The sequence below is a fragment of the Streptomyces sp. NPDC002328 genome (assembly GCF_042890065.1).
Taxonomy (GTDB): domain Bacteria; phylum Actinomycetota; class Actinomycetes; order Streptomycetales; family Streptomycetaceae; genus Streptomyces.
On record NZ_JBIARQ010000016.1, the window covers coordinates 151775 to 164104 of the forward strand.

The 12330-nt window shown below is 71.3% G+C and carries 12 protein-coding genes; 6 read left to right on the forward strand and 6 right to left on the reverse strand.

Features of this window, described 5'->3' with window-relative positions; genetic code table 11:
• Positions 1-243: 243 nt before the first annotated feature.
• Positions 244-1068, forward strand: a complete 825-nt coding sequence (locus tag ACFYX4_RS31675; RefSeq protein WP_389340471.1) for a PhzF family phenazine biosynthesis protein — start codon at positions 244-246, stop codon at positions 1066-1068.
• Between the two features lie 115 nt (positions 1069-1183).
• On the opposite strand, the gene ACFYX4_RS31680 is transcribed toward ACFYX4_RS31675, so the two are convergent.
• Complete coding sequence (locus ACFYX4_RS31680; protein WP_389340473.1) at positions 1184-1984, reverse strand: CPBP family intramembrane glutamic endopeptidase; 801 nt, start codon at positions 1982-1984, stop codon at positions 1184-1186.
• A gap of 186 nt (positions 1985-2170) precedes the next feature.
• On the opposite strand from ACFYX4_RS31680, the gene ACFYX4_RS31685 reads away from it, so the two are divergent.
• Positions 2171-3952 carry a substrate-binding and VWA domain-containing protein gene (locus tag ACFYX4_RS31685; RefSeq protein ID WP_389340475.1) on the forward strand — a complete coding sequence of 594 codons (1782 nt, stop codon included), beginning with the start codon at positions 2171-2173 and terminating at the stop codon, positions 3950-3952.
• Positions 3953-4037: 85 nt separating this feature from the next.
• Here ACFYX4_RS31685 and ACFYX4_RS31690 read toward each other — a convergent pair whose 3' ends face one another.
• On the reverse strand, positions 4038-5555 hold the full coding sequence (locus ACFYX4_RS31690; RefSeq protein ID WP_389340477.1) for a glutamate-cysteine ligase family protein: 1518 nt from the start codon (positions 5553-5555) through the stop codon (positions 4038-4040).
• A gap of 569 nt (positions 5556-6124) precedes the next feature.
• Here ACFYX4_RS31690 and ACFYX4_RS31695 point away from each other — a divergent pair.
• The 4 genes from ACFYX4_RS31695 to ACFYX4_RS31710 all read left to right on the forward strand — a co-directional run bounded on the left by ACFYX4_RS31695 (position 6125) and on the right by ACFYX4_RS31710 (position 9123).
• Positions 6125-6718, forward strand: a complete 594-nt coding sequence (locus ACFYX4_RS31695) for a hypothetical protein (protein WP_389340479.1) — start codon at positions 6125-6127, stop codon at positions 6716-6718.
• 287 nt (positions 6719-7005) lie between these two features.
• Entirely contained in the window at positions 7006-7212 is a 207-nt protein-coding gene (locus ACFYX4_RS31700) for a DUF5999 family protein (protein WP_389340481.1), read from the forward strand.
• Between the two features lie 247 nt (positions 7213-7459).
• Positions 7460-8590, forward strand: coding sequence for a LacI family DNA-binding transcriptional regulator (locus tag ACFYX4_RS31705; protein ID WP_389340483.1), 1131 nt, complete (start codon positions 7460-7462; stop codon positions 8588-8590).
• Positions 8591-8868: 278 nt separating this feature from the next.
• Positions 8869-9123: a hypothetical protein gene (locus ACFYX4_RS31710; RefSeq protein ID WP_389340568.1), complete on the forward strand. Its 255-nt coding sequence runs from the start codon at positions 8869-8871 to the stop codon at positions 9121-9123.
• A 348-nt stretch (positions 9124-9471) separates the two neighbouring features.
• Here the strand turns inward: ACFYX4_RS31710 and ACFYX4_RS31715 are convergent, their stop codons facing one another.
• The 4 genes from ACFYX4_RS31715 to ACFYX4_RS31730 all read right to left on the reverse strand — a co-directional run bounded on the left by ACFYX4_RS31715 (position 9472) and on the right by ACFYX4_RS31730 (position 12269).
• Positions 9472-9978: a GNAT family N-acetyltransferase gene (locus ACFYX4_RS31715; RefSeq protein ID WP_389340485.1), complete on the reverse strand. Its 507-nt coding sequence runs from the start codon at positions 9976-9978 to the stop codon at positions 9472-9474.
• 5 nt (positions 9979-9983) lie between these two features.
• Entirely contained in the window at positions 9984-10214 is a 231-nt protein-coding gene (locus ACFYX4_RS31720; RefSeq protein WP_389340487.1) for a hypothetical protein, read from the reverse strand.
• 134 nt (positions 10215-10348) lie between these two features.
• Positions 10349-11425, reverse strand: coding sequence for an endo-1,4-beta-xylanase (locus ACFYX4_RS31725; protein ID WP_389340489.1), 1077 nt, complete (start codon positions 11423-11425; stop codon positions 10349-10351).
• Positions 11426-11504: 79 nt separating this feature from the next.
• The gene (locus ACFYX4_RS31730; protein WP_389340560.1) at positions 11505-12269 is read right to left on the reverse strand and encodes a carbohydrate ABC transporter permease; all 765 of its coding nucleotides are present in this window, start codon (positions 12267-12269) and stop codon (positions 11505-11507) included.
• Positions 12270-12330: the final 61 nt, after the last annotated feature.

Here is a 12330-nt window from a genome sequence, read left to right on the forward strand (position 1 = left end):
CGTGCCGTTCAGTGCCGCCTCCTCAACTCCCGAGAACTCCCTGCCGCTCGCCTGTTCGCCGGCAGCCGTACCGTCGGCCCTCGTCCGCTCAACGTCCGAGCGGGCGCGCCCTGTTCCGCGTCGTCACGGCAGACGCCCAGGCGGGACGGGTGCGGGCGGATTCGGCGGCGGACCGGAAAATCGGGCCAGGACTCGCCGATTGGCCTTGGTCCCCCGCTCGCCGCGCCCCCTACCGTCGGCGCCATGCGGATTCGAATCGTCGACGCCTTCACCGACCGCCCCTTCGCCGGGAACCCGGCCGGGGTCCTGCTGCTCGACGCCTTCCCGGGCGACGACTGGCTCCAGAACGTGGCCATGGAGGTCAACCACGCCGAGACGGCGTTCGCGCACCCGCTGTCCCCGGGCGGCGAGGCGGACTGGGCGCTGCGGTGGTTCACGCCCGTCGCGGAGGTGGCGATGTGCGGTCACGCCACGCTCGCCACCGCGCACGTCCTGCACAGCACGGGCGCGCACGTGGGCCCGGCGCGATTCGCCACCCGCAGCGGCGTCCTCGTCACGACGCCGGCCGAGGACGGTTCGATCACCATGGACTTCCCGACCGCCCCCCTCACGCGCGTGGACGTCACGGAGGGCGTCGGCGAGGCCCTCGGCGCGGCACCGCTGGCCGCGTTCGACACCGGGCCGAACGTCGGCGACCTGCTCGTCGAACTCGCCGACGAGAAGACGGTCCACGCGCTGGCCCCCGACCTGAAGGCGCTCTGCGCGCACTCCACGCGCGGCGTGATCGCCACCGCCCGCGCCGAGGACCCCGCCCGGGGCTACGACTTCGTCTCCCGCTGCTTCTTCCCCAACGTCGGCATCGACGAGGACCCGGTCACCGGCAGCGCGCACACCGCCCTGGCGCCGTACTGGTCCGAGCGGCTGGGCCGCACCGGGCTCACCGGCCTCCAGGCCTCGCGCCGCTCCGGCCGCGTGCGCACCGAACTGCGGGGCGACCGCACCCTGTTGAGCGGCAGCGCGGTCACCGTCATCGAGGGCGAACTGCTCACCCCCGAGCCCACCCACTGAGCCCGCCCAGCCCGCTGCCCCCGCCCAGCCCGCTGCCCCCGCCCAGCCCGATCAGCCCGCCCAGCCCAATGAGCCCGCCGAACCCGCCGAACCACCCGTCGGCGCGGCGACCGCCTCACATCACCGGCAGCCACGCCACCTTCCCCGCCAGCAGCGCGTAGCCGACGAACGCCCCGATGTCGAGCAGCGAATGCGCCACCACCAGGGGCCCCACCCGGCCCCACCGGCGGTACAGGTACACGAACACCACGCCCATCACCATGTTGCCGACGAAGCCGCCGATGCCCTGGTAGAGGTGGTACGAGCCGCGCAGCACGGAACTGGCCACCAGCGACCGGGTCGGGCTCCAGCCCAACTGGTCCAGCCGACGCAGCAGATAGCCGACGACGATGACCTCTTCGACGATCGCGTTCTGCATCGCGGACAGGATCAGCACCGGGTACTTCCACCACACCTCGGGCAACGCCTCGGGCACGACGGTGAGGTTGAAGCCGATCGCCCGCACCGCCAGGTAGAACGCGATTCCGGTGCTGCCGATCACCGCCGCGATCGCCGCGCCCCGGCCGAGGTCGGGCCACGGCCGGGTGCGGTCGAAGCCGAGGGCGCGCAGCCCCTGGCCCTCGCGCAGCAGGAAGTGCGCGACGAGCGCGACGGGGATCAGCGCCGCGCTGATCCCGAAGAGCTGCCAGGCGAGATCGAGCCAGGGACGCCCCGGCGCGGCCGAGGCGTTGAGGGTCGCGGCCTGGTCCTTCAGCCCGCCCGGTTTCGTGACCGATCCGACAAAGCTGATCAGTGCGGACACACCGCTCGCACCGAGCGAAAGCCCCAGAACGAGCAGCGTCTCGTCCCGGAGAATCCGTCGTGAGAGCGGCTGTCGAGGACAAGAATCGGCCACCGAGCCCGTCTCCACCTGCACACCTGCCTCCAGTTGAGTAAACCCGTCCCGTCCCCGTCCCGGCGTCGCTAGGGTCTCGAAAGAAAGTGACGAAGATCGTGCGCGACAGCCGTTGGGGGACGGACGCCGTACGGGGCGACCTCCCCTTCGCATGCCATGCGGCCGGAAGCGACCGGCACGCGGATGGACAGGGAGGGCACCACCGTCATGGGACGTCACAGCTTGCCCGATCAGTACGGGGCGGGCGGCAGCGACCCCCGTGTCCGCTCACGCCGCCGCACGGTGGCGCTCGCGGCGGCGCTCGTCCTCGTGGTCGCCGGCTCCGCCGCCGCGGCCGTCGACAGCGGACTGCTCTCCTTCGGCTCCTCCTGCCACGACGACCCGGTGCGGCTGGCCGTGGCCGCCTCCCCCGACCTGGCCCCGGCGCTGACGGCGGCGGCGAAGCGGGCCGAGGACACCGGGCTGACCTCGGACGGCCAGTGCCTCGCGGTCACCGTCCGGGCGCGCGAGTCGTCCGAGGTCACGCGGACGCTGGCCGAGGGCGGCACCCCGGACGCGCACGTGTGGGTGGCGGATTCCGACCTGTGGGTGCAGCGGATCTCCTCCGACCGCAAGGCGACCCGGGTGACGCCGCTGGGCAGCGTCGCCTCCACGCCGGTCGGGGTGGCGATGGTCCCGGCGGCGGCGAAGTCGCTGGGCTGGCCGACGAAGACGTACACCTGGCTGGAGCTGGCCGGCACCGCGTTACGGGACGGCGCGCTGCGCCTGGGCGCGGCCGATCCGACGCACAGCGCGAGCGGGCTGCTGGCGCTGACCCAGGTCGGCGCGGCGACGTCCGGCGTCGAGGGCGGGGACACGCAGGCCGCGGCGCTGATGAAGGCGCTGTCGCAGCGCACCTCGGACACCGACGCCGAGGTGCTGAGGACGCTGCCGCGCGACGCCTCGGCCGCCGAGCGGGGGGACCGCGAGCACAACCAGGCGGTCGTCGTCACGGAGCAGGCGGCGTTCGCGTACAACTCGTCGGCGGAGGAGAGCGCCGATCTGGACCTCTTCTACCCGAAGGACGGCTCGCCGCGCCTCGACTACCCGTACGCGCTGGTCGACAAGACGAGGCTGACGACCGACGAGAGCCGGGCGGCGATCCGGTTCATGACCTATCTGCGCAGGGCCGAGCAGCAGCGGCTGCTGGAGCGGTACGGCTTCCGCACCTCCGACTACGACGCCCCGCGGGCCGTCGTGGCCACGGCCGGCGGCAGCAGCCCGCAGCCGTTCGCGGCGCCGGCGGCGCGGAGCGTGTCGGAGACGGCCGTCGAGGAGACGCTCGGGATGTGGACGATCACCGTGCAGAGGGCCCGGCTCACCACGGTGGTGGACACGTCCTCGTCCATGGCGGAGCCGATGCCGGGCACGGAGCGCTCACGCATGGACGTCACGAAGGCGTCCCTGCTCCAGGCCCTGACCACGTTCACCTCCGAGGACGAGATCGGCCTGTGGCAGTTCTCCACCGCGCTGGACGGCGCCAGGGACTACCGCGTCCTCGTGCCGACCGCACGGCTCGGCGCGGGCGCGGGCGCGGACGGCGGCGGCACCCAGCGGGACCGGCTCACGGCGGCCTTCGGGGACCTGGCGCCCGTGCCGAACGGCGCGACCGGCCTGTACGACACGACGCTCGCCGCGTACCGGGCGGCGACCTCGTCCTACGTCAAGGGCAAGTTCAACGCCCTGGTGATCCTCACCGACGGCGTCAACGAGGACCCGGGCAGCATCTCGCGGACCGCGCTCCTGACCGGGCTGCGCGAGCTCACCAGCGCGGAGCGCCCGGTCCCGCTCATCATGATCGCCGTGGGCCCGGAGGCGGACCGCGAGGAGGCGGAGCTGATCGCCCGGACGACCGGCGGCTCCGCCCAGTCGGTCTCGGACCCGTCCCAGATCCACACGGTCATCCTCCAGGCCATCGTGGCGGCGGGAACGCCGGGGGGCGCGGACTGAGCGCGGCCTGGGCAGGGCCTGAGCGCGGACGCCGCCGGGCGGGCCATTGGGCGGGCCACCGGGGCGCCGACGCCCTGGCCCCGCGTCACCTCATGGGCACCGGCTCGGGCAGGCCCACCGGCCAGGTGTGCGCCGGTTCGCCCTGGTGGGAGAGTTCGGCGTAGCGGCGGGTGGTGGCGGCGAGGGCCGCGTCCCTCGACAGGCCGGCCTCCCGCGCCCGGTGGAACGTGGCCACCTGCCAGCTCGCGCCGTTGGTCCGGCGGCGGCACCGCTCCTCGATGATGCCCAGGTAGAAGTCCCGGTCGGCCGGTTCCACGCCCCACGCGTCGAGTCCCGCCTCGGCCAGCGGCAGCAGCTCCTCGCGGACGAGGCTCACCGCGTCGACCTCGGCCGTGCCGCCGAGCCGGCCGCGCCGCGGCCACTGGAGCCGGGCGTCGATGCCGTACCGGCAGGCGGTGTCGAAGTTGGCGGCCGCGGTCTCGAACGGCATCCGGGTCCACACCGGCTTGGAGTCCTCGGCGAGGGCGCGGACGAGGCCGTAGTAGAAGGCCGCGTTGGCGACGACGTCGGAGACGGTGGGCCCGGCGGGCAGCACCCGGTTCTCCACCCGCAGGTGGGGCACGCCGTCGGCGATGCCGTAGACGGGCCGGTTCCAGCGGTAGACGGTGCCGTTGTGCAGGACGAGCTCGGCGAGCTTGGGCACGCCGCCCGCCGCGAGGACCTCCAGCGGGTCCTCCTCGTCGCAGATGGGCAGCAGCGCCGGGAAGTAGCGCAGGTTCTCCTCGAACAGCTCGTACGCCGAGCTGATCCACCGCTCCCCGAACCAGGTCCGCGGTCGCACGCCCTGCGCCTGGAGCTCCGGCGGCCGGGTGTCGGTGGCCTGCTGGAAGACCGGGGGCCGGGACTCGCGCCACAGTTCGCGGCCGAAGAGGAACGGCGAGTTGGCGCCGACGGCCACCTGCACGGCGGCGACGGCCTGCGCCGCGTTCCACACGTCGGGGAACCGGGACGGGGTCACCTGGAGGTGCAGCTGCACCGAGGTGCAGGCCGCCTCGGGGACGATCGACTTCGAGGTGCACGACAGGTGCTCGACGCCGTCGATGTCGAGGGCGAACTCCTCGCCGCGGGCGGCCACGATCTGGTCGTTGAGCAGGGTGTAGCGGTCGACCTCGGAAAGGTTGGAGGTGACCAGGTCGTCACGGTCCAGAGTCGGCAGAATACCGATCATCACGATTCCCGCGTCGACCTCTCCCGCCTTTCGGTGGGCATATGCCAACGATGTGCGGAGTTCTTCCGCCAGCCGGTCGAATACCCGCCCGCCCAATCGGTGGGGAGCAATGTTCACTTCCAGGTTGAACATGGCGAGTTCTGTTTGGAAATCGCGGCTCGCGATCCTCTCCAGCACTTGTCCGTTCAGCATTTTCGGCAGCCCGTCGGCACCCGCGAGATTCAGTTCGATCTCGAGCCCCATGAGGTTCTTGGGGCGGTCGAAGCGCTGTTGAGCCAGGAGCCGCTCCAGCCCCGTCAGGCACTGCCGCAGCTTGTCGCGGTAGCGCTGCCGATCGGACAGGTCGAAACCGCCTGCCACGACCTTCTCCCCCATCGAAGCGTCCCTCCTCGCGTGGGCGGGCCGGTGGTCCGGCCGCGCCGGATGTCCCGGGGTCACGTGGGATGATGCCCAGCCTTCCCGATCGATAACGTCCCCGTCCGGCCGCGCCGGCCGCTAACCTGAGCGGAGGTGACCGGAGGCACATTCACGGGGCATGCGGCAGAACGTCGTTTCACCGGGTTACGAACTCGTGAAAAACGACGATGCGAATAGGCCGACCGCGCTGTCTCCATATCCCGAGGTCACGGCCGCGCGGCCCGATCTGAATCGGGATGATTCACGCGTACCGCCGACCGGATCGGCCCTTGTCGGGTGTCCCGGAATCGACTAGACGAAACACAGTCTGAACACGTGTCGTATAAACTCCGCGAACAAGGCAGAGAAGGTGGGCGCCCTCGGTCGAAGGAGCCTGTCGTTCCGTCGCGGCGGCGGACGGCAGGCCGCACGCGTACCCGCGGTTCCCTCACCCCGGCCACCACCTCTCCGACCTCCCCCGAGAGCTGACAGCGCCGTCCGCCCCCGCCCTCGCGCCACCGTGCCTGTCGAATGAGAGGCGACCCACCATGCCGCTGCATGTCCCCCCGGCTCCCGCGCCCGCCCTGCGCTCCGTCCTCACCGCCCTCGCGTCCCCCACCGCGGTCAGCGGGGCCAGGACGCCGTCCCTGCGCACCGCCGAGGGAACCGCGACCCCCGAACTCCCCCTGCCGCTGCATGTGCTGGACCGGATCACCCCCGAGGGGGTGTCCGCGACGCGGCTGGCCGGCTGGCGGTTCCTGATCCGCTGCGGCGACCGGGCGGTCGCCGCGGCCGAGACCGAGCTGACCGCGGACGGCTGGGCGTTCTCCCATTTCTTCGAGGGTCCGTACATCGGCTCCACCGAACGCGCGCTGCGCCAGGCCGAGTCGATGCCCCAGCCCTACCAGGCGCGCCTGCTGTCCGTGCCGGGCCTGTACATGCTCACCCTGTGGCTGCACGGCGACTGCGCCTCCGACGGCGCCACGGGACATCCCGCCGCGACCGACCTGCTGGTGCCGCTGGCCCCGGCGCCGCCCGGGATCGCCGCCCACCGCCCGCTCCGGGTCGCCGAGTTGCTGCCGGTACTGACCCTGAGGGTGACCCCGCCGGCCCCGCTGCTCGGCTCCCCGGCCCCCGCCTGACCACCTGACTGCCTGACCACTTGGCCGTCCGGACCGGGCCTAGTCCCATCCGGCCACGCGAAACCACCCGAAGGGGCGGTGCGGTTGAGATGAACCGCCCGCGCGGGTGATGCGTCTTGAACCTGTGAGAGGCGGTGCAGCGAAATCCCTGCGGATCGACGCCCGTGGGGCAACACTGGGTTCCGACCGACTTATCACAACGGGGGGCGGCCATGAACGACGTTTCACGCCGCGGAACAGACTCGACAGACACCTCACATCTCACGACAGAGCGAAAGATCTCCTCCATGTGCCAGCACCAGCCGCCGTGTCCCACAGCCGACTCCGCCGACCGGGAATCAGCCCGGCTCCTGGCGCACCACCCGGAGCAGGGCTGGAGCCTGCTGTGCAACGGCGTCCTGATCTTCGAGGACACCGGTGAGCTCCTGCCCGACGGCCAGATCATCGCGCCGCACCGTCCACTGGACACCGGCCGCGTGGTGACCGCCGCCTAGTCCTGTCCGGCAGGGCGGGCCTGTCCGGCGGCGTGTGACCGACGTCGACCGGAGTACCGAGGGGCCGGACCGCAGCCGCCGCTGCGCACCGGCCCCGACGCGTGTCCGGGACCGGTCACAGGCCGTAGCCGACCGGTTTCCCCCCTGTACGTCTTCCCCTGTACGTCTTCCCACGACCGCCCGCCTTCCGGAAGACTCCTGGAAGTTTCGCGGCGACGCCCGCGGCGGCGCGACGGAGGTGGGGGACATGACCACGGAAGAGACGGAAGAGACCGACGGGGCTGACGGAGCGGACGGAGCCGACGGGGCTGACGGGGCTGACGGGCTAGGCGGGACCGGGGACTCCGACGCGAGGGCGCCCGTCCCCCGGGGCAAGGTCACCATCACGGACATCGCCCGGCGGGCCGGCGTCTCCGTGCCGACAGTCTCCCGGGTGGTCAACGGCCGTTCCGACGTCTCGCCCGAGACCCGCGCCCGCGTCGAGGACCTGCTGCGCCTGCACGGCTACCGCAAGCGTCCCGCCGCCGCCCCGGCCCGCGCCGCCCTGCTCGACCTGGTCTTCAACGACCTCGACAGCCCCTGGGCGGTGGAGATCATCCGTGGCGTCGAGGAGGTCGCGCACGCGGCCGGCGCGGGCACCGTCGTGTCGGCGATCCACGGACGCTCCGGCGACGCCCGCGAGTGGCTGCGTAACCTGCGCGCCCGCGCCTCCGACGGCGTCATCCTCGTCACCTCGGCCCTGGAGCCCACCCTGCACGAGCAGTTGCGCATCCTCGGGGTGCCGCTCGTCGTGGTCGACCCCACGGGCTCCCCCGCCTTCGACACCCCCACCATCGGCGCCGCCAACTGGTCGGGGGGCCTCGCCGCCACCGAGCATCTGCTCTCCCTCGGGCACCGCAGGATCGGGCTGATCGCCGGTCCGCCCCGACTGCTGTGCTCCCGCGCCCGGTTCGACGGCTACCGGGCCGCCCTGGAGGCCGCGGGCCTCGCCGTCGACGAATCCCTGGTCGTCCCCGGCGACTTCCACCCCGAGTCGGGGTTCACCGGCTGCAACGCCCTGCTCGACCTGCCCGAGCCGCCGACCGCGCTGTTCGCGGCCAGCGACCAGATGGCACTCGGCGCGATCGAGGCACTGCGCCGGCGCGGACTGCGGGTGCCGGAGGACATGAGCGTGGTCGGTTTCGACGACCTTCCGGAAGTCCGCTGGTCCGCACCGCCGTTGACGACCGTCCGCCAGCCCTTGGCCGACATGGGCAAACTCGCCGTCCGCACGGTCCTGCGCCTGGCCCGCGGCGAGCACCCCGACTCACCCCGGGTGGAACTGGGCACGGACCTGGTGATACGCGCCAGCACCGCACCCCCGCCTCCCACGCACTGAACTCCGACAGGCCGCCTCAGCGGGCTACAGGTCTCGGCCGACACCGCTGGGGGACGCGATCGCGCCCTACGGGCGGATCGCCAAGACCCTGCACATCTACCAGCGCTACCAGGACGAAGACGAGGAATGACGAAGAGCGCGGACTGCTGTTGCGGCTGACCGTGTCCTCTCGTGCGCAGTTGTCCCCGGCGTCATGCGCACAATGCGTGGCGTGTGCCGGATGGGGGATGTCCGGACTTCGTGGCTGGGGAAGGGGATGAGGGAATGGGCTGGGGCGGATGCCCGAACGAGTCTTCGTTGCAGCGGGAATTGGGCTGTTCGCGTTGGGCGTCACCCTGCGCGCCATCCCCTCGACGCCTGTTTCCCCGCTCGCCAGCGCAATGATCGGCGCGGGGCTGCCGTGCGTGCTGATCGCGGCCATGACCGCCGTCCAGCGCGAGACCCCGGGCGATCTCCTGGGCAGGGTGGCGGCCACGGCCAACAGCATTATGTTCACACCGAGGACCTCCTCCGCACGGGCGGCGGTCTCGTAGAGGCCGCCACAGCGCGGAGCGAGTCGAGGAAGGCGTCGGCCGCCGCGCGAACGGTCAACGCCTTCCCGGTCGGCAGTTGCACGACGGTGGGCACCGCCTCCTCTTCACACCGGCCTCGCGGCCCGACGTCCCGTCAGCCGCCCACCAAAGCCGACGAATGCTCAGCGCACGACCTGACACGGATGTTCCTCAGCCCCCGGGAGGTCCGCGAGTTCACGCAAACTGAAGGGTTCTCAGTGGGAACTCAAGGGTCCATCGTCGTGCTCTGCGGAGTTGCTTCCGTGGGTTCGAGGCCAACTCGCGACCTTGCCCTTCCTGGTCCCCTGGACGGGCAAGACGCCGAGCGGGTTAGCCAAGAGGGCGGCGGTAGCGCAACTTGTTGAGAGAAGCCCCACCGGTGGTGTCTTCCACGGCTGCGCCGTCTGCGTGCCAGCCGGCAGCTTCGTAGAAGCGCCGGGCGCGACGATTGTCGTCCAGTACCCACAAGGTGGCTTGCTTGTACGCGGCTTGCCGGAGAGTCGTCAGCGTGGCCAGCATCAAGTGCTTCCCGATCCCAGTGCCCCAGACCTCGGGCATCGCGTACAGCGTGCCGATTTCCGCGACGGCAGGAGTCTCCTGAGACGGGCCGAAACCTGCGAATCCGAGGATCCCCGCCTCGGTTTCGGCTACCAGTACTCCCGACAATGGCCATCGTGTCTCCGCAATGCGCGTCTTCCACTCGGACTCTTCGCGGCTTGGGTCCATGGCGTCAAGGTAGTGCTGGGGGACAAGACCGGCAAAGGCCGCCTGCCAGGAGCGCACGTAAACACCTGCGACCGCTGATGCGTCATCAGGCCATGCCTGTCGAGTCTGCATGGCCGTCATTCTCCAAGTCCCGCCAAAGCGGGCCAAGTTCTTTTCCGGAGGTGCGATGCCAAGTGCTCGGCTGCCTGTTCCAGTAGCGCCCGTGCGGAGTCCGCGTAGCGCATCGCGGTCTTCTCGTCGAGCCCGAACACCTCGGCGAGGTGAAGCGGATCGGGCCCGTGGGTGAGGGCCTCTTCGAGCTGCCGGTCGACGCGGAGCCGCTCCAGCGTCGCGTCCTGGCCGCGCATCGAGGCGCTGATCCAGTGGTTGCTGGCGCGGCTGGTCTTGGTGGCGGTCTGGTTGTTGATCAGCAGATGGAGGTTCGCGGTGCTCGGCCACCGGTAGCCAGCAGAGCTCAGGGGAACTCACGGGATGTCGCACACTACTTCAGCGCCTTCCGGATCGCGTGGTACGCCGGCTTCGGCGTGAGCTGCTCGTCCCACGGCAGGGCCGCGCCCTGGCCGGGGAAGAACGCCGGGATCCAGGAATACTTGTCGGTGTAGTCCCAAAGGGTGACGCCCACGCATCGGCGCACCGCGAGGCAGGCCTTCGTCAAGTCGCGGTACCAGTCGGCCTGTTGGGCGAGCTTCTCCTCGGTCGCGGGCAGCAGCATCCGTACGTCGACCTCGGTCAGGGCGGTGTCCAGGCCCAGCCGGGAGAAGCGGCGGAGGTTCTCCTCCAAGGTGGTCGGATAGCCGTACTGGAGAGCCAGATGGGCCTGGAGTCCGAAGCCGTGCAGCGGGACGCCCTGGGCCTTCAACTCCTTGGCGAGGGCGTAGTACGCGTCGCTCTTCGGGCCGACGGCCTCCACGTTGTAGTCGTTGAGGTAGAGCTTCGCCCTGGGGTCGGCCTCGTGGGCCCAGCGCAGGGAGTCGGCGATGTAGCCGGGGCCGAGCGTCTTGTAGAAGACCGTCTCGCGGTAGGTGCCGTCCTCGTTGAACGCCTCGTTGACGACGTCCCAGGCGTAGACCTTGCCCCGGTAGTGGCGGACCTCGGTCTGGATGTGGTTCTTCAGCACCGCCCGCAGTTCGTCGGCGGTCCACTCCCTGCTCGTCAGCCAGCCCGGCAGCTGGCTGTGCCAGACCAGGGTGTGGGCGCGGACCTTCTGCCGGTTGGCGCGGGCGAGGTCCACGATCTCGTCGCCCGCGGAGAAGTCGAAGACGCCCTGCTGGGGTTCGGTGGCGTACCACTTCATGCCATTGCCGGGGGTGATCATGTCGAACTCGCGGCCGAGGATCGTCGTGTAGGCGGTGTCGGTGAGTTCGGGGTTGTCGGTGGCGCTGCCGAAGTAGCGGCCGTGGCGCTGGGCGAGGTCGGCGAGGGTCTTCGGGCGGTGCTGCTCGCCGGCCTGGGCGGCCGGGCCGCCGACGGCCCCGGCGGCGACCAGGAGGGCGGCGAGGGCGCCGGCGAGTCCGAGCCGGGCGCGCGGGATGCGGGAGGTGCGGGAGGTGCTGGGCATGGTGCGACTCCTCACGGTGCGGGGTGTGGGTGAGCCGTACGACGGCGCTGTGCTGTGCTGTGCGTCCGCGGGCGTGCCGTCATCCCTTCGTGGCGCCGGCGGTGAGGCCGCCGACGAGCTGGCGCTCGGCGACGGAGTAGAAGGCCAGGGCGGGGACCATGGCGAGGACGAGATAGGCGAAGACCCGGGCGTACTCGGCCGAGTACTGGCCCTGGAACTGCTGCACGCCGATGGGGATCGTCCACCAGGTGGAGTCGGTGAACACCAGCAGCGGCAGGAAGAAGTTGTTCCAGCTGCCGACCACGGCGAGCACGGAGACCGTGCCGAGGGCGGGGCGGGCCATGGGCAGCAGGATCCGCCAGAAGAAGCCGAGCGGGCCGCAGCCGTCGAGCGTGGCCGCCTCCTCCAGCTCGCCCGGGATCTCCCGGAAGAAGCCGCGCAGGATGACGATGGTCATCGGCAGCCCGAACGCGGCCTGCGGCAGGATCACGCCCAGGGGGTTGTCGAGCAGGTCCAGCGAGCGCAGCAGCAGGAACAGGGGCAGGGCCGCGACCGCGAAGGGGAACATCAGCCCCAGCGTGAACACGGTGAACAGCGCCTCCCGGCCGCGGAAGGCGAAGCGGGCGAAGGAGAACGCGGCGAGCGCGGACACCGCGACCACGACGACCGTCGTCCCGATCGCGATCAGCGTGCTGCTGCCGACCAGCCGCCAGAAGCCGCCGGCGCCCAGGATGTCGGTGTAGTTGGAGGTCACCCAGGACTCGGGCAGGCCGACGGGGTTGCGGGAGAGCTCGTCGGTGGACTTGAAGCCGGACAGCACGGCGTAGAGCAGGGGCACGACCATCACCGCGCCGACGGCGACGAGCACGACGTGCAGCGGGATCGTACGACCGGACTTGCGGGCG